Source organism: Microbacterium sp. P03 (assembly GCF_043556235.1).
Classification (GTDB): domain Bacteria; phylum Actinomycetota; class Actinomycetes; order Actinomycetales; family Microbacteriaceae; genus Microbacterium.
The window spans coordinates 466,819-488,671 of record NZ_JBIGIM010000001.1; the positions used below are offsets into that span (position 1 = coordinate 466,819).

Below are 21,853 nucleotides of genomic sequence, written 5' to 3' on the forward strand. Positions count from 1 at the left end.
CGACGGGCGCGTCGCATTTCCTCGAGAAATGCGACGCGCCCGTCGTCGCGTCCGCGGGTCTGGCTATGGTGAACGGATGGATGCCTCGACAGCGCCCGGGTCCACGGCAGGGTCTCCCCCGCAGGCTCCGCCCGTCGACCCCGACACGGGACTGACCGCGGCGGACGTCGCCGAGCGGGTCTCGGCAGGCAGGACGAACGCGTTCGAGGCCGACTCGAGCCGCAGCGTCTGGACGATCGTCCGCGCCAACGTGTTCACGCTCTTCAACGGCATCGTGTTCGCGTGCTTCTTCGTCCTTCTCGTGCTGGGGCGGTGGCAGGACGCCATCTTCGGGCTCGCGGCGTTCGCGAATTCGATCATCGGCTGCGTGCAGGAGTTCCAGGCGAAGCGTGCGCTCGATCGGCTCGCGCTCCTGAACGCCCCTCAGGCGCGCGTCCGCCGTGCCGGGTCGGAGTCCGACATCCTGCCGAGCGAGGTGGTGCAGGACGACATCCTCGTCCTTCGGGCCGGCGATCAGGTGCCGGCCGATGCCCGGATCGTACGGACCCGGGCCCTGCAGATCGACGAGTCCATGCTGACGGGTGAGTCCGACGCCGTCGACAAGCGGGTCGACGACGAAGCGTTGTCGGGGTCGGTGGTCGTCGCGGGCGAGGGTGACGCCCAGGTGGTGCGGGTGGGCGCGGACTCCTACGCCAACAAGTTCGCGAACGAGGCCAAGCGCTTCTCTATGGTCAACTCCGAGCTGCGGACGTCGATCAACCGGGTGCTGAGCTGGGTGGGCTGGGGAATCGGTCCGATCGGCCTCCTCGTGTTCAACGCGCAGATCATGGTGGCCGGCGGCTACGTGACCGCGTGGGAGAGCGGCAGCTGGTCACAGGCAGTGGTGAACACGATCGCGTCGCTGACGGCCATGATCCCGCTCGGCCTCGTGCTCATGACCTCGATCGCCTTCGCCGTCGGAGCGGCGAAGCTCGCGAGTAAACAGGTGCTCGTGAACGAGCTCCCCGCAGTGGAGGGTCTCGCCCGGGTGGACGTGATCTGCCTCGACAAGACCGGTACGCTCACCGCGGGCGACATCGCCTTCGACGCGTCGCATCCGCTCTCCCACCCGGCCGGGGGCTGGGAGCAGGTGCTCGCCTGGTACGGCTCCGCGCCGGACGCCAACGCGACGGCGAAGTGTCTGCGCGAGCCGTTCCCCGTCGCGCGCGCCCTCGCGGTGGCCGAGTACGTGCCGTTCTCCTCGGCGCGGAAGTGGAGCGCGGTCTCCTTCGATGCTTCGCAGGATGCGGCTTCCGCCGCCCCCGCCGGCACGTGGGTGCTCGGGGCGCCCGAGATGGTGTTCGGCGACGATGCGACCGATACGGCGTCACCCCTTGGCTCGGTCGTCACGCGGCTCGCCTCGACCGGTCGACGCACCCTCGTCCTCGGCCGTTCCGCCTCCGCTCTCACGGCCGACGATGTCGACGCCGAGAGACTGCCCGCCGCGGTCGAGCCCGTCGCCGTGCTCACCTTCCGCGAGCAGGTCAGGCCGGACGCGGCGCAGACCCTGAGCTACTTCCGCGAGCAGGGAGTGGGCATCCGCATCATCTCCGGTGACAATCCGCGCACGGTCGCGGCGATCGCCCGGGAGGTGGGACTGGATGTCGAGGAGGGGTACGACGCCCGCAGGCTTCCTGCCGACCAGGCCGCGCTCGGCGAGATCCTCGACACGCAGACCGTCTTCGGCCGCGTCACACCCGACCAGAAGAAGTCCATGGTGCTGGCCCTGCAGGCCCGCGGGCACGTGGTGGCGATGACCGGCGACGGTGTCAACGACGCGCTGGCGATCAAGACCGCCGACATGGGGATCGCGATGAACTCCGGCGCCGCGGCCACCAAGGCGGTGGCGCGACTGGTGCTGCTGGACGGCCAGTTCTCGCACCTTCCCGACGTCGTCGCCGAGGGCCGGCAGGTGATCGCCAACATCGAGCGCGTCTCGATGCTCTTCCTCACCAAGACGGCGTACGCCACGGGACTCGCGATCCTGTTCGGCGTGCTCGTGATGGAGTTCCCGTTCCTGCCCCGTCAGCTCTCCATCACCGATGGTCTGACCATCGGCATCCCCGCCTTCTTCCTGGCGCTTCTGCCGAACACGCAACGGTACGTTCCCGGCTTCCTCCGGCGTTCGCTGAGCTTCGCCATCCCCGCCGGGATCATCATCGCGATCGCCCTCACCCTGTACACGCGCGCAGCGCTGTCGATCGGCGTCGAGGAGCCCCAGCTGCGCACAGGCGCGACGATGATCCTCGCAATCGTCGGCATCTGGGTGCTGACCGTGCTCTCGCGTCCGATCACGCGATTCAAGGGCATGGTCATCGGCGCGATGTTCATCGCGCTCGTCGCGGTCTACACGATCCCGCCGGCAACGACGTTCTTCCAGCTCGTCGATCCGGGGGAGGAGGCCGCGCAGCTGGTCGTCGTCGTCACGGTGCTGACGATCGGGGCGATCGAGGCGGTCCGGTTCGTGCACCGGCGATACGTCCGCAGGATGATGGCGGCGGCCATGACCGCCTCTGGCGGCGGCCGTCGTCAGTCCGCGCGCGGGGGCACGAGCGGGGAGACCGCCGCCACGGCGGTCGACCCGGCGGTGTCGGTGGAAGCGCCGAGGCGGTAGAAGCGCGACCCGGGCGGGGTCCAGATCACCGCGATGATGAACACCTCCGCGAGGAACTGCGCCGCCGCCGACCACGTGAGCGCGGCGTCGTCGACGATCGTGAGCGCGTGCAGGACGAGTTGGATGCCGAAGTAGACGGTGATGGCCGTGCGCGCCAGCCTGCTTCCTCGCGCGAGCCCCGACGCCAGCGCGATCGTGAGCAGCCCGATCAGGGTCAGACCGGCTCCGAGCAACGACACGAAGACGACTTCGCCGTCGTTCGGCTGCTGGTAGCGGCTGAGGATGATCAGCACCCCCAGTGCGATGTTCCCGAACCCGCTGACGTAGGCGAAAACGATGGCGACGGTGACCAGGACCGGACGACGCCCCACCGTCTCACCCGTCGGTTCGTCAGTCACGCGACCACTGTAGCGTCCGCGCTCCGGTGCGCCGCAGGAGGGGCACCCCGGAGGGCGTCAACCCGAGCAGGCGAGGCGCGCCTGGAACGAACGCATCGCGTCGACCTCCGCCGTCTGGGTTTCGGCCATGCTCGTGGCGACGTCGATCACCCGCGGTACCGATCCGAGCTCGCGCACACGGTCGACCATCGCGATCGCGCCCTCGTGATGGCGGATCATCAGCGACAGGAAGGTGCAGTCGGCATCGATCCCCTGCGCGTCGCGAAGAGCGGCCAGCTCGGCATCCGTCGCCATCCCCATCGCAGCCTCGAGCTCCTCGACGCTGCCGGCACCGGTGGTCGCGTGTCCGTCGTGACCCGCCATGCCGCCCGCGTCCGCCATCCACGACATCAGCGGCTCTCCCGACTGCGGGAGTCCCCACTGCACGAGCCAGTCGTACATCTCGCCCTTCTGGGCCGACTGCCCCGTGGCGATGTCGTACGCGAGCGAACGCAGGTCAGCGTCAGTCGTCCGGCCGTATTCGATCATCGCCATCTCGACGGCCTGCGCGTGATGCACCTGCATGTCGCGGGCGAACCCCGAGTCCGCGGCATTCGGAACGGGTGCAGCGGAAGATGCGCCGAACGCGGTGAATCGCCCGATGGCGAAGGCCAACGCTGCGATCAGAACACACGCGACGATGATCGCGAGAAGCCGCTCCGGAGCGCGCGTCGGGCCCTCGGACACGTCGGGCGGCGACGGGACCGTCACCGGATCGCCCGGCGATCGCGGTCGTTGCGGGTCACTGGCGTCCGGGACCGTCCACGCCGCCGGTGCACACCGCGTTGGGCTCCGGGGCGTCCTGACTGCGCCAGTACTCCTCGAAGAACTCGCCGACGCGCGCGTCGGACACCGAATCCAACTGCAGCTGGTGGTTCCAGGCGCTCAGGACGATGGGCGAGGGAAGGCCCTCGTACGGCGAGAGCACCACGTAGCTCGACGGCAACTCGCCGCGCAGCGTCGCGAGGTCGGCGTCGCTCACGGCAGACGCGTCGTAGGTCACCCAGACCGCGCCGTGCTCGAGCGCGTGCACGGCGTTCTCGTTCGGCACCTGCTCCGTGTAGATGCCGCAGTTGAGCCAGACGGCGTTGTGCGGGCCGCCGGCGGGAGGGGACTGCTCGTAGTCGACCGCACCCTCGACGTGCTCGCTGGTGTTCTCGAACGTCTCGACCCCCTCGATGTCGACGCCGGTGCTGTCGAGGGCACCGTAGGTGACGGCGGGCTTCGGTGCGAAGGCGAAGGATGCCACGACCACGGCGATCACGATGATGGCGGCCATGCCGCCCCCGATCCACCAGGCGAGCTTGCTGCGCCTGCGCTTCGCGAGCTGCTTCTGGTACTCCGCGAGCTTCTGCTCGCGTTTCTGCTCACGCTGCTGCTTGACCGTCAGGTTGATGTCGGCCTGTGTTGCGGGATTTCCACTCGTCCGTTTGGACGGCGGCTGTGTCGGGGTCATGTGTGTGATCTCGGCTGGGGGCCTGCGGGCCGGCGGCGCGCGGTGCATGAAGCGCGTTCCTCCAGCCTATGCGCGTGAATGGGGCCGTGCGCTGGGAACCGTCTGGGTGTGCGCCGTGACGGCGAAGATTCGTTCCACCCGCGGCCGACCCCGACGGTATGCGTGAGCACGCGACGATCCCGTCCGCTATCATGGGATTTCGAATCGATTCGATTACCACCTTCCTTCGATTCTCACCATCGTGTGTCGCCTGAGCTGATCGGCCCCGCTCCCGCGCTCACTCCGCAACTCGCGTCGACCGCCGTTCAGGTCGCAGGCGGTCGCGTCCCGCCGTTCCCGTGCCCATACCGAAGTGAAGTCTCCTGTGCTCGATACCGCATCCGTTCCCGTCATCCCGTCGACCTCCGCTGCTCCCGCGAAGGGACGCGAGGCTGCGAACACCGCCACCGCAGGCGTCCGTCTGCCGAACCCGCAGTCGCCCACCGGAGCCATCCGCACGCTGGGCTCGAACCCCGCGACCGCGCCCATCATGCTCCACCCGGGCGACGCGATCTCGAACGGTCGCCGGATCGTCTACATCATCGTGCTCGGAGCGCTGACCGCGCTCGGTCCGTTCACCGTCGACCTCTATCTCCCCGCTTTCCCCGCGCTGGAAGCAGACTTCCAGACGACGGCTGCCGCCATCCAGCTGACGTTGACCGGCACCATGCTCGGTTTTGCGCTGGGCCAGCTGATCGTCGGACCCCTCAGCGACAAGGTCGGGCGGCGCATCCCCCTGCTCGCCGTCACGGCCGTGCACGTCGTGGCCAGCATGCTGGCGGCCATCGCCCCCACACTTCTTCTGCTGGGCGTCTCCCGCGTGCTCATGGGCATGGGGGCGGCCGCCGGGGGTGTCGTCGCGATGGCGATCGTCCGCGACCTGTTCGGCGGCCGCAGGCTGGTGACGATGCTCTCGCGGCTCGCCCTCGTCTCGGGAGTCGCTCCCGTCGCGGCGCCACTCGTCGGTTCGGCCCTGCTGCTGGTGATGCCGTGGAGAGGGATCTTCGTCGTCCTGGCTCTGTACGGCGCCGTCATGCTCGTCTGCGCACTGCTGCTCATCCCCGAGACGTTGCCGCCGGCGCGGCGCAGCGGACCCGGAGGGGTCAGCGTCCTGCAGCGCTACAAGAGCGTGCTCTCGGACCGCGTGTTCATCGGCGTGCTCATCATCGGCGGGATGAGCTTCAGCGGCCTGTTCTCCTACCTTTCGAGCTCTCCTTTCCTGTTCCAGGTCACCTATGCGTTCAACCCGCAGCAGTACGGTCTGCTCTTCGCCGTGAACTCCGTCGGCGTCGTGCTCGGTGTGCAGATCGCGTCGCGGCTCGCGGCGCGGTTCGGGCCGCAATGGGTGATGGCGTTCTCCACGGCGACCCTTGTGCTCGCCTCCGTCGCCATCCTCGTAGCCGACCAGTGGGGGTTGGGCCTCTGGGGCCTGATGATCCCCCTCTTCGTCTTCATGACGGCGTGCGGGTTCACGATGCCGTGCGTGCAGGTGCTGGCCCTCGATCGGCACGGCAAAGCCGCGGGCACCGCGGCTTCGCTCGTCGGCGCCACGAACTTCGGGGTCGCGGCCGTCATCTCGCCGCTCGTCGGGTGGCTCGCGCGTGACGCGGGTATCACCGCCTCGACCATGGCGTCGGTCATGATCGGCTGCGGCCTGGTCGCCGTCGTCGCCCTGTGGGCGATCGTCCGCCCGCGCACGATCGGCCTGCTCACGCCGTAGAGGGGCCCTCCTCGCGCAGGGCGCAACCCGGGTGCGGCCCGCCTCCGGGTCTTCTGCCCTGCGACCGGGCAGAATGATCCGATGGACTCGACCGTCGACCGCGTGGGGCGGGGCTCCCGATACCCGTCGCGCCGCCTGCTGCTGGCGTCGGGGTCGGCGCTGGTGGTTCTGTCCTGCGCGCTGGGGGTGTGGATCCTCGTCCGCGGCAACGACCCCTTCGTGATCGACGCGTGGTGGAACTCACTCCTCGCCGGGCTGCCGAGCGTCGCTCTCGGCAGGGGTTCTCAGGCGATGAACGTGATCGGCGGTGGCTGGTTCGGTGCTCTCTTCGTGCCGATCGCCGGAGCGATCGTGCTCGTGATCGCGCGAAAACGGTGGGCCGCGGCCTACTTCCTCGCGGCCGAAGCCGTCTCAGCCGGCGGGGTGCAGGTGCTCAAGCACCTGTTCGGGCGCGCTCGTCCCGAAGACATCATCGTGGTCAGCGACTACGGATCGTTCCCGTCCGGACACGTCGCCAACGCCGCGACCGTCGCGACGGTGGCGATCATCCTCTTCCCCCTGTTGTGGGTACGCATCGTCGCGGTCGCGTGGGTGCTCCTGATGGCCTTCAGCCGCACCTACCTGCACGCGCACTGGCTGACCGACACCCTGGGCGGCGCCCTGATCGGTGCGGGTGCCGCCCTTCTGCTCGCCGCCGTCTTCGCCCCGATGCTGCAGCGCGAAGCCGAGGGCGTCGGGGGCCCGCCGAGCGCGGAGACAAGCCGGATGCCTCGCCTCTAGGCTGTCGCCATGAGTGAGTCAGAACGACCTGCAGCTCCCGTCACCGATCCCGCCGTGGAGGCCGCGCAGGCGGAACTCACCCGACTCACCGCCGAAGCCGAAGCGGCCGAGGCGCGCGTCCAGCTCGCCCAGGCCAAGGCTGCGCTCGCCGCGGCACAGGCGGCTGCCGCACAGGCAGCATCCGCGGGGTTTCCACCCCCGGTGTCGGAGGCCCCGGTGCCGGAGGCGACGGGATCACAGCCGGTGGCGCCCGAGACGGCCGCGTCCGGAGCGGCTGCTGCCGAGACGGCCGTCCCCGAGACGCCGTCGGCATCCGCGCCCACTCGGGCCGCGGCATCCGTCCCGCTCACCTCCGATCAGGTGCAGGCCGTCATCGCCGGCTACACGTTCGACGCCGCCACGCTCGATCTGGGCGCGCTGATGAACGGCGATCCCGACCCCGCCGCGCAGATCCGCATCCCCCTCGGCATGATGAACCGTCACGGACTCGTGGCGGGTGCGACAGGCACGGGCAAGACCCGCACGCTGCAGGGGCTCGCGGAGCAGCTGGCGGCCAAAGGCGTGCCCGTCTTCGCCGCCGACATCAAGGGCGACCTCTCCGGGGTCGCGACCCCCGGGGACGCCAACGAGAAGCTGCTGGCTCGCACGCGTGCGATCGGGCAGGACTGGAAGCCCGAGGCGTCGGTCACCGAGTACTTCGCGCTCGGCGGCGTCGGCAAGGGCGTCCCGGTGCGAGCCACGGTGAGCGGCTTCGGGCCGTTGCTGCTGAGCAAGGTGCTCGGCCTCAACGAGACTCAGGAGTCGAGCCTCGGGCTCGTGTTCCACTACGCCGACCAGAATGCGCTCGCCCTCGTGGACCTGTCCGATCTGCGCGCGGTGCTGACCTATCTCACGAGCGACGAGGGCAAGCCGGAGCTCAAGAACCTCGGTGGCCTCTCGTCCGCGACCGCCGGCGTGATCCTGCGCGAACTCATCACGTTCGCCGACGGCGGGGCGGACGTCTTCTTCGGCGAGCCGGAGTTCGACGTCCGGGAGTTCCTGCGCTCGACTCCCGACGGCCGCGGCGTCATCAGCCTGCTCGAAGTGCCGGGCGTCGCCGACAAACCGGCGCTGTTCTCGACGTTCCTCATGTATCTGCTCGCCGAGCTGTTCGAGATCCTCCCCGAGGTGGGCGATCTCGACAAGCCGAAGCTGGTGTTCTTCTTCGATGAGGCGCACCTGCTGTTCACCGACGCTTCCAAGAGCTTCACGCAGGCGATCGTGCAGACGGTGCGGCTCATCCGTTCGAAGGGCGTCGGGGTGTTCTTCGTGACGCAGACACCGAAGGATGTGCCCTCCGATGTGCTGGCCCAGCTCGGCTCGCGCGTGCAGCACGCCCTCCGAGCCTTCACCCCCGACGACGCCAAGGCGCTGCGGGCGACCGTCGGAACCTACCCGCGGTCGGGGTACGACCTCGAGCGCGTGCTGCAGGAGCTCGGCACCGGTGAGGCGATCGTCACGGTGATGAGTGAGAAGGGCGCGCCCACCCCGGTCGCGTGGACGCGTCTGCGCGCCCCGCAGGGACTCATGTCGCCCACGCCCGACGCGGCGATCGACGCCGCGGTCGCGGCATCCGCTCTGCTTCCGCTCTACGGCACCGCGATCGACCGGGAGTCCGCGCGCGAGATCCTGACGGCACGCATGAACGCCGCCGACGAGGCGCACGCCGCGGCCGAGGCCGCCGCCGAGCGGGCGAAGGCCGACGCGGCGCTCGCCAAGCAGCGCGCCGCCGAGGACAAGGCGAAGGCCGCGGCCGACAGGAAGGCGCAGGCGGAGTACGAGCGCCTGCTGAAGAAGACGGCCGGTACGACGCGGACGAGCTCGAAGGCGCAGAAGTCGACCCTCGAGCAGGTACTCGGTGCGCGCTCGACGCAGACCATTCTCAGCGGGGTGATCCGCGGCATTTTCGGAACCGGCCGCCGCTGACGGACGCCTGCCTCGGGCGACGGGCGTAGTTTGGGTGCATGGCGACGAAGGCACCGAAGAACGACATCGACGAGACCCTGTTGCGAGCCACCGGCACGCCGAAGAAGGTCGCGGTGGGTGTGCCGGCGGTGGTGCACGCGCTCGAGATGGCGTACGAGCAGGCGGGCGTCACGCGCTCGGCCCGGGCGCTGCTGCGGATGAACCAGAAGGACGGCTTCGACTGCCCCGGCTGCGCCTGGCCGGAAGAGGACAAGCGCCACCTCGCAGAGTTCTGCGAGAACGGCGCGAAGGCGGTCGCCGAAGAGGCCACCCTGCGGCACGTCGGTCCCGATTTCTTCGCCCGGCACTCCGTCGCCGACCTCGACGGTCACGACGACTACTGGCTGGGTCAGCAGGGCAGGCTCACGCATCCGATGGTCCTCGACGACGGGGCGACGCACTACCGCCCGATCTCGTGGGATGACGCGCTGACCATGATCGCCGACGAGTTGACGGGTCTCGACGATCCTGACGAGGCGATCTTCTACACGTCGGGCCGCACCTCCAATGAGGCGGCGTTCCTCTACCAGGTGCTCGTGCGCGGGCTCGGCACGAACAATCTGCCCGACTGCTCCAACATGTGCCACGAGTCCAGTGGCTCCGCGCTCACCGAGACGATCGGCATCGGCAAGGGCACGGTGTCGATCGAGGACATCCACGAAGCCGACCTCCTGATCGTGGCGGGACAGAACCCCGGCACGAACCATCCGCGCATGCTCAGCGCCCTCGAGAAGGCGAAGAACAACGGCGCCACGATCATCGCCGTGAACCCGTTGCCCGAGGCAGGTCTCATGCGGTTCGAGAACCCGCAGACGGTCAAGGGCGTGCTACTGGGCGGCACGAAGCTCGCCGACCAGTTCGTGCAGATCCGCCTCGGGGGCGACCAGGCACTGTTCCAGGCGATCGGCAAGCACCTTCTCGAGGTCGAGGGCCGCGGGTCGGGCGACCGCGGCATCGTGCTCGATCACGACTTCATCGCCGATCACACGAGCGGTTTCGAGGAGTACCGGCAGGCGATGGCGGAGGCCTCGTGGTCGGAGCTCGTCCGTGCGACCGGCATCCCCGAAGACAAGCTGCGGCACGTCGCCGAGACCGTCCGCACCTCCAAGGCAACGATCGTCTGCTGGGCGATGGGTCTGACGCAGCACAAGCACTCGGTGGCGACGTTGCGCGACATCGTGAACGTGCTGCTCCTGCAGGGCAACATCGGACGGGCCGGAGCAGGGGTCTGCCCCGTGCGCGGCCATTCCAACGTGCAGGGCGATCGCACGATGGGCATCTACGAGAAGCCGTCCGAGCAGTTCCTCAGCTCCTTGGACAAGGAGTTCGGATTCACGGCGCCGCGCGAGCACGGCCACGATGTCGTGCGGGCCATCCGGGCGATGCGCGACGGCAAGGCGTCGTTCTTCATGGGGATGGGCGGCAATTTCGTCAGCGCCACGCCCGACACCCCGGTCGTCGAAGCAGCTCTGCGGAGCTGCGCTCTCACGGTCCAGGTCTCCACCAAGCTCAACCGCTCTCACGCCGTCACCGGGCGCCGAGCCCTCATCCTGCCGGTGCTCGGTCGCACCGATCGCGACACGCGGGGCGGCCGAGAGCAGCGCGTCTCCGTCGAAGACTCGATGGGAGCGGTGCACTCGTCACGGGGACGGCTCTCACCGCCCTCGGATGACCTGCTGAGCGAGGTCGCGATCGTCGCCCGCCTCTGCGCGAAGCTGTTCGGCACCGACGCGCCGCTGCCCGCGGCATCCGACTCCGCAGATCGGCGCCCGACCGCCGAGGACGTCGACCGTGGGCACGCCGAGCGCACGTCGCAGGAGGAGTCGCGGGGGCCCGACCCGGCCCACATCGACCACCCGGCGAACGTGCCGCACGCCGACTGGGCAGCCCTTGAGGCCGATTACGCGCTGATCCGCGCCCATGTCGCCAACGTCGTGCCGGGGTTCGAGGACTACGACCGACGCATCGACAAGGGGCGCACGTTCATGCTGCCGAACGGCCCGCGCGACGAGCGCTCGTTCGCCACGGCGACCGGCACCGCGCGGTTCACGGTGAACACGCTCGAATACCCGCGCATCCCGGCGGGCCGGCTCCTGCTGCAGACCCTGCGGTCGCACGACCAGTACAACACCACCATCTACGGCAAGGACGACCGCTATCGCGGGATCCACGGCGGGCGCCGCGTCGTGCTCGTCAACGGGTTCGACATCGTCGAGCTGGGCTTCGAGGACGGTGAATCGGTCGACCTCGTGTCGGAATGGACCGGCCAGGACGGCACCGTCCAGGAGCGGCGGGCGGAGGGGTTCCGTATCGTCGCGTACCGCACGCCGCGGGGGAACGCCGCCGCCTACTACCCCGAGACGAACGTCCTCGTGCCGCTGGACTCGGTGGCCGATGTGAGCGGCACGCCGACGTCGAAGTCCGTCGTGATCAGACTCGACAAGCGCGCCTCGTGAAGGCCGGGATGTGCGTCCGATGGCAGCCGGAACGCCAGCACGCCTTCGTGACCGGGTCAAGCCCCCGAGTCGAGCGGATGCCTCGCATAGGGTTCGAGCATGAGTGATCTTTCCTCGCCCACCGGCCGTGAAGAGGCGCTTCGCGCACAGAGCCGCCCGGACGGCTCTGCACCCCGCGCCCTCGTGTTCGGAGCCACCGGCTACATCGGCGGACGGCTCGTGCCGAGACTGCTCGAAGCGGGCTACCGCGTGCGGGTGCTCGCCCGGTCGGCTTCGCGTGTGGCCGCCCACGAGTGGGGCGACCGCGTCGAGGTGGTCGAGGGCGATGCCGCAGACCCCGCGGCGGTGGACGAAGCCGTCCGCGATGTCGACGTGCTCTACTACCTCGTGCACTCGATGTCGGCCGGCAAAGGATTCGAGCAGGCCGACCAGGATGCCGCGCGCAACGTCGCACGTGCCGCCGCCGAGGGCACCGTCTCCCGCATCGTCTACCTGGGCGGCCTGCATCCCGACGACGCCGAGCTGTCGGCCCACCTGCGTTCCCGCGTCGACGTCGGCGAAGTGTTCCTGCAGTCGGGCGTGCCGTCGATCGTCCTGCAGGCCGGTGTCGTGATCGGCTCGGGATCGGCCTCGTTCGAAATGGTCCGCCACCTCACCGAGGTGCTGCCCTACATGCCCGCGCCGAAGTGGGTGCGCAACCACATCCAGCCGATCGCCGTGCGCGATGTGCTCCACTATCTGCTGGGAGCCGCGCGCGTCGACGCCGACGCCAATCGCGCCCTCGACATCGGCGGACCCGACGTGCTCCGCTACGGGCAGATGATGAACGGCTATGCGGTCGAGGCGGGACTCCGCCAGCGCGCCATCGCCGCCCTGCCGGTCCTGACGCCGCGCTTGGCGTCGCACTGGGTCAACCTCGTCACACCCATCCCGCGCTCGTTGGCGGGCCCGCTGGTGGAGTCGCTCCAGAACGACTGCGTCATGAAGAACCATGACGTCGATGCGATCATCCCGCAGCCCGAAGAGGGGCTCACGCCGTACCGTCGGGCGGTCAGGCTTGCTCTGGGCCGCGCAGAGGAGGACGCGATCGAGACCAGCTGGCAGGACTCGGAGGTTCTCGGCGTGCCGAGCGACGCGCTGCCGAGCGACCCCGAGTGGGCCGGTCGCACCGTCTTCACCGACGAGCGCACGGCGGAGACGACCGCGTCGCCTCAAGCGCTGTGGCACGTCATCCAGGCGATCGGCGGCGAGAACGGCTGGTACTCGTCTCCGCTGCTGTGGGCCATCCGTGGGTGGGCCGACAAGCTCATCGGCGGCGTCGGCCTCTCGCGCGGCCGCCGCAGCCGCGAACGCCTGGTGGTCGGCGACGCGCTCGATTTCTGGCGCGTCGAGGCGATCGAACCGGGCGCACTCCTGCGGCTGCGGGCGGAGATGAAGGTTCCCGGGGGAGCGTGGCTCGAGCTGCGCGCCGCTCCCGACGACGGCGGGGGCTCGCGCTACGAGCAGCGGGCGGTGTTCTTCCCGCTGGGTCTGGCCGGTCGCCTGTACTGGCTTGCGGTGCTGCCCTTCCACGGGTTCATCTTCAGCGGGATGGCGAGCCGTATCACCGCCGCCGCCGAGAAGCTCACCGAAGACGCCGCCGCCGGCGAGGTGGCCCCGGTGCCCGAGCCCAGCCCGCGCCCCGAACTGGTGCCCGACGCAGAACCCGCGGTGACGCCCGAAGCCTAGGCTGAGGGCATGAGCCACCATCACCATCCGTCATCGGACGCAGTCGCGACGTCCGTGACCACGACCACCGGGTTTCCCGCCGTCGTCATCACGGTGTCCGATCGATCGTCGCGGGGCGAGCGTTCGGATGCCTCCGGGCCCATCGCCGTCGATGCGCTGACGGGTGCGGGCTTCGCGTGCGAGCCGGCCACGATCGTCCCCGACGGAGCCGATGCGGTGGAGGCCGCCTTGCGCGCGGCGCTCGAACGGGGTGCCCGCCTGATCGTCACGACGGGAGGCACCGGCATCGCCGCGCGCGATCTCACGCCGGAGGGCACATCGCCCGTGCTGAGCCGCGTGCTCCCCGGCATCGCCGAAGAGCTCCGCCGCATCGGCACGGCCGAGAAGCCCGGGGGGATGCTGTCGCGCGGACTCGCCGGGGTCGTCGACCCCTCGCACGATCGACCGGGAGCGCTCATCGTGAACCTCCCCGGTTCGACCGGCGCCGTGGCATCCGGCATGTCGGTCGTGGTGTCGGTCGCCGCCCACGTGATCTCCCAGCTCGGCGGCGGAGACCACGAGTGACCGCCGACGTGCGCATCGCGCGCATCAGCGAGACGCCGCTGGTGCTCCAGGAGCACCTGGACGCGGTGGAGGACAGCTCGGCGGGAGCGGTGACGACGTTCGTGGGCCGGGTGCGCGATCACGATCCGGATGCCGCGGGCGAGGTCGTCGCGCTCGAGTACACGTCGCATCCCGACGCCGAGCAGATCCTGCGTCGGATCGCATCGGACGCGGCGGAGTCGACCGGCGCGATCGTCGCGGTGAGCCACCGGATCGGGCGGCTCGGCGTCGGTGACGCGGCCGTCGTGATCGTCGTCGGCTCGTCGCACCGCGCGACCGCCTTCGATGTGTGCCGCGACATCATCGAGACGATCAAGACGCAGCTGCCGGTGTGGAAGCGCCAGGTGGAGGCCGACGGTACGACCGAGTGGAAGGGCCTCGGCGGCTGAAGGTCGGGTGCGGGCCCGAGATCACCCGCCCGCGAACGGCGGCAGCACGTCGATGAGATCCTCCGCGTTCAGTGGGGTGTCGTCCTCGACGCGCGCGCCGCCGACGAGAACGGCGCACTTCGGGAGGATGCCGCCGAGCGCGGGATGGGCAGCGGACAGGGCTGCGCGCAGTTCGCCGAGCGTCCGTTCGGAGCGCGGCTCCTCTGCGACACCGGCCGCCTCGCGTGCGGAGGCGAAGTAGCGGACCTGGGCCATCAGCTCTCATCCTTCGCGTCGTCGGACCCGGGGTGCGGGCTGTTCGCCCACTCTGCGGCCAGAGCGGTGACCGCACTGACTGCGCGCGCGATCTCGTCTGCCGATCCGCCGGCACGACCGGCGATGAGCCCCGCTGCGAAGGCGCTGAACGGCGCAGCCGGGCGCGCGACGTCGTTCGCGACATCCCGCGCCAGGTCGAGCACGAGGCCGACAGGCAAGGCGTCGGCGTCGAGGCCGAAGCGCCCGCGGAGCGCCTCTGCCCACGCGTCGAGAGCCTCGGGCGGCAGGGTGCGGGCTGACTTCTCGCTCACGGCGACTCCTTCGGTGCGGGGTGGATGCTGTCCTGCGGGATCGGGGATTCCTCCGCGGTCGCATATCGACGGCGCGCGTTCTCAAGATCCTGCCACGTGTCGATGTCGGCGGTCTCCGTGGCGGGGGCGGTGACCACCGCGATCGCCAGTCCGGCCCGCAGGGCGCGGACGGAAGCGTCGCGCCCGCCGTCGGCGAGGGCGGTGGCGGCGCGCCGAAGCGCGGACGTGCGGTACGCGCCGATGAGCCATTGAGGCCGGGAAGTCGCGTCGGCGAGGCACACGCCGTCGGTGTCGGAGGGGAGGAGCGGGATGTCGCGCATGAGCCGCGTCACGGCGGACTGCACATCGGGGAGGTCGCACGCCAGGACGAGTGTCCATTCGGGGTCGGTCCGCGCTGCGGTGGACAGCGCCGTGACAGCCAGCCCCGCGACGATTCCTGCGGCAGGTCCACGGAAGGGCGGGTCCTCGCGCACCCACCGCACGTGTGAGAGGCGCAGATCGGCAGGCCTCGGGCCCACGACCACGATCGGCTGAGCGCCGGCCGAGGCGGCCGCCGCCACAGCCCTCTCCAGGAGGGTGCGGCCACCGACGTCGAACAGGTGCTTGGCGGCGCCGTCCACGCGGGTCGCCCGCCCGCCGGCGAGGAGGATCGCTCCCAGGGATGCGTGATCGTCCACGATCAGCGCCGTCGGCGGGATTCCACGCGCGAGGAGCTCACGAGCCGTCGGGTCGGAGCCAGGGGCCGGACTTGCCGCCTGTCTTGGCGATCAGCCGCACGTCCTCGATCGATGTCGCCTTGTCGAGCCCCTTCACCATGTCGACGACGGCGAGAGCTGCCACCGTCACGGCCGTGAGGGCCTCCATCTCGACGCCGGTTCGGTCGGCGGTGCGCACCGTGGCCTCGATGACGACGCCGTCGTCTTCGATCGCCAGATCGACCGATGCCCCGTGCACCCCGATCACATGCGCCAGCGGCAGGAGAAGCGGCGTCTGCTTCGCACCGGCGATGCCGGCGATGCGGGCGACCGCGAGAACATCGCCCTTCGGCACCGATCCGTCTCGCAGCGCCGCGATCACGGGGGTCGCGCAACGCACGAACCCGCGCGCGGTGGCGGAGCGGACGGTGGGCTGCTTCTCCGTCACATCGACCATGCGGGCGTGGCCGGCGGCATCCAGGTGGGTGAAGCTCATGTGATCAGCATGACATCGACGAGATCACCGGGAGCGATCTCGTCGACGTCGGCCGCCACGATGGCGAAGATCTCAGCGCGCGCGATCCCGCCGGCGAGATGCGAGCCGGAACCTCCCGCCGACGCCGGGCGCACCGTCCAGCGGGCCGGGTCGGAACGGTCCAGTGCGGCGGGAAGGTACTGGCGCCTTCCGGGGGGCGTGCGCCACCCGGTCGCGGCGGGCAGTCGAAGCATCGCCCGGCTCATCTCACCACGCCCCTGCATCGCGAGCAGCGCCGGGCGCACGAAGACCTCGAACGACACCGCGACACTCACCGGGTTGCCCGGCAGCCCGAACATGAGCGCCCCGTCCGCCAGCCGCCCGAAACCCTGCGGCTTCCCGGGCTGCATCGCCACCTTCGCGAACTCCAGCTCTCCTCCGGGGCCGAGTGTGTCCTTGACGACTTCGTACGCACCGGCGCTCACGCCACCGGAGGTGATCACCACGTCGGCCGAGAGAGCGGATGCCTCGGCCAGCGCCGCGCGCAGCGCTTCGACATCGTCGGCGACCGTGGAACGCAGAACAACCTCGGCATCGGCATCCGTCACCAGCCCCGCCAGCAGGAGCGAGTTCGATTCCGGGATCTGCCCACGTGTGAGCGGCACCCCGGGGAGCGCGAGCTCGGAGCCGGTGGAGATGACGGCCACTCGTGGGGTGCGTGCGACGACGACCTCGGCGACGCCTGCGGCCGCCGCGGCGGAGATCTGGAACCCGGCCAGCCGCCGCCCGGCGGGCACGATGAGGTCGCCCACCCGGGCATCTGATCCGCGCCGGCGCACGTGCACGCCCGCGTCGGACGGCGGAGCCACGACCGTCACCGTCTCGAGCGAATCCGCCAGGCCGCCGGTGGTGCCCTCGAACGGCACGATGCCGTCCGCATCGGCGGGCACCGGCGAACCGGTCATGATCCGCGCGGCCTCGCCGGCGCCGAGGGACGGGTCGAGGTCGGTGCCCGCGGGGAGGTCTGCCACGACGCGCAGGGTGACCGGTGAGTCGGATGATGCGCCCGCGACGTCGGCGTATCGCACCGCGAATCCGTCCATCGCGGAGTTGTCGAACACCGGGATGTCGACGCGTGCGAACACGGGCTCGCGCAGCGTGCGCCCGTAGGCACGGTCAAGCGCGATCGTCTCGGATGCGACCGGGTTCACGGCCGCGAGCACGACGGAAAGCTGTTCCTCGACGCTGCGCATCAGACGCGTATCTCGGCGCCCGCGCGGAGATCGGAGGGACCGTATGCGTCGGTCCACGCGAGCATTCCGCCGCCGAGGACCGCCGAATCGATCCCCGCTGCGTGAAGGGCACGACTCGCGCGTTCCGCGCGCGGACCCATCCTGCACACCAGGACCACCGGGGTGTCGGTCCGGTCAGGTGTGCCGACACCGTCGACAACACCGGCGGGATCCGCAAGGAGTGCGCGCAGCGGCACGTGCCGCGCACCCGCGATCATCCCGTCGGCCACTTCGGCGTCCTCGCGCACGTCGATCACCACGGTGTCGGTCCCGGCCGCGAGTCGTTCCCTGAGCTCCTCCACGGAGATCGTCGGGACGGGTGGAGCCGACGGCGCAGCATCCGACTCGATCTCGGACGACGGGGCGGCGACGGTCCTCGTCGACGACACGGCGCTGCCGCGGAGGGGGACCTCCCACTGGCGGGCGCTGAGAGCGTCGATGACCAGAACGCGCCCAAGGAGCGGCTCGCCGATGCCGGTGAGCAGCGTGATCGCCTGGGTCGCCATCAGCGCGCCGACCTGCAGGCACACCGAGCCGAGTACACCGACGTCCGCGCACGTGGGAACCTCGCCGACGCTCCCGGAGGGATACAGATCGCGGAGCAGCACGGGGGCATGCCCCGCCGGAGGCGCGGACCAGAAGACCGTCACCTGCGCATCGAATTCCTGCACCGTGCCCCAGACGAGCGGAACGCCCCGCGCCTCGGTCGCCGCGGCGACGGCTTCGCGGGTCTCGAACGTGTCGGTTCCGTCGATCACGATGTCGGCCCCGTCGAGCAGTTCGCGGGCGTTGTCCGGATTCAGCCGCGCACGCCTCACGTGCACCACGGTCTCGGGGGAGAGATCGGCGGCCACCCGCACGGCGGAGTCCGCCTTCGACATCCCGACGTCCTCGAGGCGGTGCAGCACCTGACGCTGAAGATTGGATGCCTCGACCACGTCGTCATCGATCACTGTCAGGGTGCCGACACCCGCTGCGGCGAGACCGAAGATCACGGGGGAGCCGAGACCGCCGGCACCGACCACGGCGACGTGCGCCGCGGCCAACCGGCGCTGCCCGATCTCGCCGAGACGGGCGAGGCTGGTGTGGCGCGCCGTGCGTGCCCGTTCCGCCGGAGACAGGGCTTCGACCGGCTCGACGAGGGGAGGCATAGGCATGATCTCAGGGTAGTCGCGGGCCGCGAGGGCGCGGTCAGACCTTGCCGGCTGTGCGGATCGATATCCGCATCAGCGGCGATATGGCCCTCGTCACACCGCGGCTGCGGTAACTTACGAGGATGCAGACCTACCGGATCTCGGACGCCGCTCGGCTGCTCGGTGTGAGTGATGACACCGTCCGACGCTGGGTCGATCAGGGCGCTCTCCCGACGACCGGCGCCTCACCCGCGCAGATTCCCGGCGACGCCCTCGCGAACTGGGCCGTCGAACATGCGCGAGCCGCGCTCGACCCCTTGGACGCCGCCTCGAGCGCACGCAACCGTTTCACCGGGCTCGTCACCCGCCTCCAGGTCGATGGAGTGATGGCGCAGGTCGACATTCAGTCCGGTCCGCACCGGGTGGTCTCCCTCCTCTCGGCGGAGGCGGTGCGCGATCTCGGTCTCGAAGTCGGGTCCCTGGCCGTCGCGGTCGTGAAAGCCACCAATGTCATCGTCGAAGCACCGAAGGGCTGATCTGTGTCCCGCATCCGCCGGGCTCTGACCGCGACCGCGGTCGCCGCATCCGTCGCTCTCGCCGTGGCGGGGTGCACGGCCTCGACCGGCGAGTCGGCGACCGTCGAGACCCCCAGCCCGACTCCCGTTCTGGGCGGCGATCTGACCGTGTTCGCCGCCGCCTCTCTGAGTCCGGCGTTCGACGAGATCTCAGCGGCCTTCGAAGCAGAGAATCCCGCCGTCGACGTGCAGCCCATCGTGTACGACGGCTCGAGCACCCTCGCGACGCAGCTCCTGGGCGGGGCGTCTGCGGATGTCTTCGCGTCGGCGGACGAGAAGAACATGGCCAAGGTGGTGGACCAGTCCCTCGCGAGCGTGACGACCCTCTTCGCGAGCAACACCCTCGTCATCGCCGTGCCGAAGGGAAATCCCGCCCAGGTCGACAGCATCACCGACCTCGCGCGACCCGATGTGCTCACGGTGCTGTGCGCCCCCGAGGTGCCGTGCGGGGCGGCCTCGCAGAGGCTTCTGGGCAACGCCGATCTCCTGGTGCGGCCTGTGAGCGAAGAGCAGAACGTGAGCGCGGTGCTGACCAAGGTTGCCGCGGGCGAGGCGGACGCCGGCCTGGTCTACGCCACCGACGTGATCGGCCGCGACGACGTCGAGTCGATCGTCCCGCGCGGAGCGGCGGACGTCATCAACGAGTACCCGATCACCGTCATGGCCGACGCTCCGAACCCCGATGTGGCCGCGGCGTTCATCGAATTCGTGACCGGCCCCGAAGGGCAGAAGATCCTCGCCGACCTCGGCTTCGGCGCACCGTGAGGGTCGAGCCTCGGAAGGGCCGCCCCGCGCGAGAGGTCGGCGGCTTCCTCCCTCCCGTGCTGGCCCTGCCGGCGGTCATCGGGCTCGCTCTGCTCGTCGTGCCCCTCGGCGCGCTCGTCGCCCGCGTGGAGTGGTCCACGCTGTGGGCCGACGTCACCGCGCCCGCGGCGCTCAGCGCGCTTCGGCTCTCGGTGCAGACCGGGCTGATCGCCACCCTCGCGTGCATCGTCCTCGGCGTTCCGCTCGCCCTGCTGATCGCCCGGAGCGGCCCGCGATGGGCGGGCCTCCTGCGCGCGCTCGTGACCGTACCGCTGGTGCTCCCTCCGATGGTCGGGGGTGTGGCGCTGCTGTTCCTCTTCGGTCGCAACGGCGCCGTGGGCGAGCTCCTGGACGCCTGGTTCGGCCTCCGCATCCCCTTCACGACGACGGCGGTCGTGCTCGCGCAGACGTTCGTCGCCCTCCCGTTCCTCGTGCTCGCCGTCGAGGGATCGCTGCGCACATCGGGCATCGTGTACGAGCGGACCGCCGCCTCCCTCGGCGCAGGTCGCTGGATGACGCTTCGTCGGGTGACGCTGCCCCTCGCGGCGCCCGGCCTGGTCGCCGGGATCGTGCTCTGCTTCGCTCGTGCGATCGGCGAGTTCGGCGCCACGGCGCTGTTCGCCGGCAACGCCCCCGGCATCACCCAGACCATGCCTCTCGCGATCTACACCGCGTTCAACGGGGCGGGAGTCGGCCAGGGCACGGCCGTCGCACTCAGCCTGCTGCTGCTGGCCACCGCGCTGGCCGTGCTCCTGCTGGTGCGGGCGTGGCGACCGGGTGGCGCATCGGGGAACGCCTCGCGTCCCGCCGCCGGCACGGCCGGAGGCATCGGATGACGGGCGCAGGGCTCCTCGCCGACATCACGGTCGTGCGCGCGGGCGGCTACGCGTTGCGCGTCGCACTGCAGCTCGAGCCGGGCGAGATCGTCGCCGTGATGGGGCCGAGCGGAGCCGGCAAATCGACCCTCCTGGGTGCGATCGCCGGCCAGGTCAGGCTGAGCGACGGCGAGATCATCCTCGGCGGAGCGGCCGTGGCATCCGCCCGTCGGCACGTCCCCCCCGCGCGTCGTGGCGTCGTGCTGCTCGGACAGGAGCCGCGGCTGTTCCCGCACCTCACCGCCCGACAGAACGTGGCCTTCGGGCTGCGCGCCCGGGGAATAACGCGTCGCGATGCCGATCGCGAGGCGGACGACTGGCTCTGGCGCGTGGGACTGCTGGGAGCAGGAGGCCACCGTCCCGCGGAGCTGTCCGGAGGCCAGCAGCAGCGAGTGGCGGTCGCCCGCGCGCTGGCCACGACGCCGCGGGTGCTGCTGCTGGACGAACCGCTGACCTCACTCGACCCGGAGACCGCCGGAGACCTCCGGGCCATGCTGCAGGAGCAGCTCACCTCGACACATGCCACGGCGATCGTCGTGACGCACGACGTGGTCGATGCCGCGGCCATCGCCCACCGGCTGATCGTCATCGAGGATGGCGCCATCGCCCAGACGGGCGACGTGCGCGAGGTTCTGGCCGCGCCCGCCACGCGTTTCGTCGCCGCGATCGTGGGGGTGAACCGCGTGCCGGGGCAGGTGCGGGATGGGGTGTGGCACTCGGAGACGGGGGAGCTCGTGCTCCCCGTGCCCGCGCCGGCGGCCCCGCAGACCGGGCCCCGGGGCGGCACGGGGTCGAGCGCCACCGGGTCGACCGTTCCGCTCGGTGATGCCGCCGTGTTCCGGCCGGGCGCGGTCCGTCTCGAACCTGTGCCCGATGCGACCTGGACCGGCGCGGTGCGGCTGAGGGCGCAGCATCCGTCCTCCCCCGGGTCGTGGCTGGCGCGCGTCGTGCGCCTCGAGCAGACTCCGGGCGGGGTGCGGGTGCGCACGACCGCTCCCGACATCGCGGTCGACATCTCGATCGAGGATGCCGCGACCTGGCGGCTCGTGCCGGGGGTGCCCGTGCGGCTCGAGGTCGCCGCGGATGCGGTGCGGTGGCCGACGCGCTCGCCCGCGGCGCCTGCCGCAACGCCGGACGCCACGCCCGAGCGAACGTCGGAACGGGCGTCCTAGA

General features: G+C 70.6%; 21 protein-coding genes. 12 read left to right on the forward strand and 9 right to left on the reverse strand.

The genetic code is table 11. The annotated features are described in order from the left end of the window. Window positions 1-76: 76 nt before the first annotated feature. Window positions 77-2,653, forward strand: a complete 2,577-nt coding sequence (locus ACFXOO_RS02225; protein WP_394562671.1) for an HAD-IC family P-type ATPase — start codon at window positions 77-79, stop codon at window positions 2,651-2,653. On the opposite strand, the gene ACFXOO_RS02230 is transcribed toward ACFXOO_RS02225, so the two are convergent. Genes ACFXOO_RS02230 through ACFXOO_RS02240 form a run of 3 tightly spaced genes read right to left on the reverse strand, consistent with a single transcriptional unit; the run spans window position 2,569 to window position 4,546 of the window. Next, window positions 2,569-3,051 carry a hypothetical protein gene (locus ACFXOO_RS02230; RefSeq protein WP_378837444.1) on the reverse strand — a complete coding sequence of 161 codons (483 nt, stop codon included), beginning with the start codon at window positions 3,049-3,051 and terminating at the stop codon, window positions 2,569-2,571. The two genes, ACFXOO_RS02225 and ACFXOO_RS02230, sit on opposite strands and share 85 nt — an antisense overlap. Before the next feature lie 57 nt (window positions 3,052-3,108). Further along, complete coding sequence (locus ACFXOO_RS02235; RefSeq protein ID WP_394562672.1) at window positions 3,109-3,777, reverse strand: DUF305 domain-containing protein; 669 nt, start codon at window positions 3,775-3,777, stop codon at window positions 3,109-3,111. Window positions 3,778-3,832: 55 nt separating this feature from the next. Next, window positions 3,833-4,546: a DUF3105 domain-containing protein gene (locus ACFXOO_RS02240; RefSeq protein ID WP_394562673.1), complete on the reverse strand. Its 714-nt coding sequence runs from the start codon at window positions 4,544-4,546 to the stop codon at window positions 3,833-3,835. Window positions 4,547-5,075: 529 nt separating this feature from the next. On the opposite strand from ACFXOO_RS02240, the gene ACFXOO_RS02245 reads away from it, so the two are divergent. The 7 genes from ACFXOO_RS02245 to ACFXOO_RS02275 all read left to right on the forward strand — a co-directional run bounded on the left by ACFXOO_RS02245 (window position 5,076) and on the right by ACFXOO_RS02275 (window position 14,265). Next, window positions 5,076-6,305, forward strand: coding sequence for a multidrug effflux MFS transporter (locus ACFXOO_RS02245; RefSeq protein ID WP_394563180.1), 1,230 nt, complete (start codon window positions 5,076-5,078; stop codon window positions 6,303-6,305). A gap of 81 nt (window positions 6,306-6,386) precedes the next feature. After that, window positions 6,387-7,085: a phosphatase PAP2 family protein gene (locus tag ACFXOO_RS02250; RefSeq protein WP_378837450.1), complete on the forward strand. Its 699-nt coding sequence runs from the start codon at window positions 6,387-6,389 to the stop codon at window positions 7,083-7,085. A 9-nt stretch (window positions 7,086-7,094) separates the two neighbouring features. Beyond that, window positions 7,095-9,050, forward strand: a complete 1,956-nt coding sequence (locus ACFXOO_RS02255) for a helicase HerA-like domain-containing protein (RefSeq protein ID WP_394562674.1) — start codon at window positions 7,095-7,097, stop codon at window positions 9,048-9,050. Window positions 9,051-9,088: 38 nt separating this feature from the next. Continuing rightward, complete coding sequence (locus ACFXOO_RS02260; RefSeq protein ID WP_378837456.1) at window positions 9,089-11,545, forward strand: FdhF/YdeP family oxidoreductase; 2,457 nt, start codon at window positions 9,089-9,091, stop codon at window positions 11,543-11,545. A gap of 99 nt (window positions 11,546-11,644) precedes the next feature. Then, window positions 11,645-13,273, forward strand: coding sequence for an SDR family oxidoreductase (locus tag ACFXOO_RS02265; protein WP_378851870.1), 1,629 nt, complete (start codon window positions 11,645-11,647; stop codon window positions 13,271-13,273). A 9-nt stretch (window positions 13,274-13,282) separates the two neighbouring features. Beyond that, a complete protein-coding gene (locus ACFXOO_RS02270; protein WP_378837462.1) occupies window positions 13,283-13,837 on the forward strand; it encodes a molybdenum cofactor biosynthesis protein B in 555 nt (184 codons plus the stop codon). Beyond that, on the forward strand, window positions 13,834-14,265 hold the full coding sequence (locus ACFXOO_RS02275) for a molybdenum cofactor biosynthesis protein MoaE (RefSeq protein WP_378837464.1): 432 nt from the start codon (window positions 13,834-13,836) through the stop codon (window positions 14,263-14,265). The genes ACFXOO_RS02270 and ACFXOO_RS02275 overlap by 4 nt, the downstream gene beginning before the upstream one ends. A gap of 21 nt (window positions 14,266-14,286) precedes the next feature. Here the strand turns inward: ACFXOO_RS02275 and ACFXOO_RS02280 are convergent, their stop codons facing one another. The 6 genes from ACFXOO_RS02280 to ACFXOO_RS02305 are packed head-to-tail and all read right to left on the reverse strand — an operon-like array spanning window position 14,287 to window position 18,450. Next, on the reverse strand, window positions 14,287-14,520 hold the full coding sequence (locus ACFXOO_RS02280) for a MoaD/ThiS family protein (RefSeq protein WP_378837467.1): 234 nt from the start codon (window positions 14,518-14,520) through the stop codon (window positions 14,287-14,289). Continuing rightward, a complete protein-coding gene (locus ACFXOO_RS02285) occupies window positions 14,520-14,831 on the reverse strand; it encodes a DUF6457 domain-containing protein (RefSeq protein WP_378837469.1) in 312 nt (103 codons plus the stop codon). The genes ACFXOO_RS02280 and ACFXOO_RS02285 overlap by 1 nt, the downstream gene beginning before the upstream one ends. Next, complete coding sequence (locus ACFXOO_RS02290; RefSeq protein ID WP_394562675.1) at window positions 14,828-15,508, reverse strand: molybdenum cofactor guanylyltransferase; 681 nt, start codon at window positions 15,506-15,508, stop codon at window positions 14,828-14,830. Before ACFXOO_RS02290 ends, ACFXOO_RS02285 begins: the two co-directional genes overlap by 4 nt. Before the next feature lie 37 nt (window positions 15,509-15,545). Beyond that, entirely contained in the window at window positions 15,546-16,022 is a 477-nt protein-coding gene (moaC, locus tag ACFXOO_RS02295) for a cyclic pyranopterin monophosphate synthase MoaC (RefSeq protein ID WP_378837475.1), read from the reverse strand. Further along, window positions 16,019-17,254: a gephyrin-like molybdotransferase Glp gene (gene glp, locus ACFXOO_RS02300; RefSeq protein WP_378837477.1), complete on the reverse strand. Its 1,236-nt coding sequence runs from the start codon at window positions 17,252-17,254 to the stop codon at window positions 16,019-16,021. Before glp ends, moaC begins: the two co-directional genes overlap by 4 nt. Beyond that, window positions 17,254-18,450 (reverse strand): ThiF family adenylyltransferase, encoded by a 1,197-nt coding sequence (locus ACFXOO_RS02305; protein ID WP_394562676.1) that lies wholly within the window; start codon window positions 18,448-18,450, stop codon window positions 17,254-17,256. The genes glp and ACFXOO_RS02305 overlap by 1 nt, the downstream gene beginning before the upstream one ends. Before the next feature lie 119 nt (window positions 18,451-18,569). Between ACFXOO_RS02305 and ACFXOO_RS02310 the strand changes: the two genes are divergently transcribed. Genes ACFXOO_RS02310 through ACFXOO_RS02325 form a run of 4 tightly spaced genes read left to right on the forward strand, consistent with a single transcriptional unit; the run spans window position 18,570 to window position 21,852 of the window. Continuing rightward, window positions 18,570-18,962: a molybdopterin-binding protein gene (locus ACFXOO_RS02310; RefSeq protein ID WP_378837483.1), complete on the forward strand. Its 393-nt coding sequence runs from the start codon at window positions 18,570-18,572 to the stop codon at window positions 18,960-18,962. A gap of 3 nt (window positions 18,963-18,965) precedes the next feature. Then, window positions 18,966-19,766: a molybdate ABC transporter substrate-binding protein gene (gene modA, locus ACFXOO_RS02315; protein WP_378837485.1), complete on the forward strand. Its 801-nt coding sequence runs from the start codon at window positions 18,966-18,968 to the stop codon at window positions 19,764-19,766. Then, window positions 19,763-20,641 (forward strand): ABC transporter permease, encoded by an 879-nt coding sequence (locus tag ACFXOO_RS02320; protein ID WP_378837488.1) that lies wholly within the window; start codon window positions 19,763-19,765, stop codon window positions 20,639-20,641. Before modA ends, ACFXOO_RS02320 begins: the two co-directional genes overlap by 4 nt. After that, a complete protein-coding gene (locus tag ACFXOO_RS02325) occupies window positions 20,638-21,852 on the forward strand; it encodes an ABC transporter ATP-binding protein (protein ID WP_394562677.1) in 1,215 nt (404 codons plus the stop codon). The genes ACFXOO_RS02320 and ACFXOO_RS02325 overlap by 4 nt, the downstream gene beginning before the upstream one ends. Window position 21,853 lies beyond the last annotated feature (1 nt).

What these genes read in the sequence shown, in the direction of transcription:
- ACFXOO_RS02270 (WP_378837462.1), top strand. Translation starts at nt 13,283, where the DNA reads ATGAGCCACCATCACCATCCGTCATCGGACGCAGTCGCGACGTCCGTG.
- ACFXOO_RS02225 (WP_394562671.1), top strand. Translation starts at nt 77, where the DNA reads ATGGATGCCTCGACAGCGCCCGGGTCCACGGCAGGGTCTCCCCCGCAG.
- ACFXOO_RS02310 (WP_378837483.1), top strand. Translation starts at nt 18,570, where the DNA reads ATGCAGACCTACCGGATCTCGGACGCCGCTCGGCTGCTCGGTGTGAGT.
- ACFXOO_RS02325 (WP_394562677.1), top strand. Translation starts at nt 20,638, where the DNA reads ATGACGGGCGCAGGGCTCCTCGCCGACATCACGGTCGTGCGCGCGGGC.
- ACFXOO_RS02255 (WP_394562674.1), top strand. Translation starts at nt 7,095, where the DNA reads ATGAGTGAGTCAGAACGACCTGCAGCTCCCGTCACCGATCCCGCCGTG.
- ACFXOO_RS02250 (WP_378837450.1), top strand. Translation starts at nt 6,387, where the DNA reads ATGGACTCGACCGTCGACCGCGTGGGGCGGGGCTCCCGATACCCGTCG.
- glp (WP_378837477.1), bottom strand. Translation starts at nt 17,254, where the DNA reads ATGCGCAGCGTCGAGGAACAGCTTTCCGTCGTGCTCGCGGCCGTGAAC.
- ACFXOO_RS02280 (WP_378837467.1), bottom strand. Translation starts at nt 14,520, where the DNA reads ATGGCCCAGGTCCGCTACTTCGCCTCCGCACGCGAGGCGGCCGGTGTC.
- ACFXOO_RS02305 (WP_394562676.1), bottom strand. Translation starts at nt 18,450, where the DNA reads ATGCCTATGCCTCCCCTCGTCGAGCCGGTCGAAGCCCTGTCTCCGGCG.
- moaC (WP_378837475.1), bottom strand. Translation starts at nt 16,022, where the DNA reads ATGAGCTTCACCCACCTGGATGCCGCCGGCCACGCCCGCATGGTCGAT.
- ACFXOO_RS02265 (WP_378851870.1), top strand. Translation starts at nt 11,645, where the DNA reads ATGAGTGATCTTTCCTCGCCCACCGGCCGTGAAGAGGCGCTTCGCGCA.
- ACFXOO_RS02260 (WP_378837456.1), top strand. Translation starts at nt 9,089, where the DNA reads ATGGCGACGAAGGCACCGAAGAACGACATCGACGAGACCCTGTTGCGA.
- ACFXOO_RS02245 (WP_394563180.1), top strand. Translation starts at nt 5,076, where the DNA reads ATGCTCCACCCGGGCGACGCGATCTCGAACGGTCGCCGGATCGTCTAC.
- ACFXOO_RS02240 (WP_394562673.1), bottom strand. Translation starts at nt 4,546, where the DNA reads ATGACCCCGACACAGCCGCCGTCCAAACGGACGAGTGGAAATCCCGCA.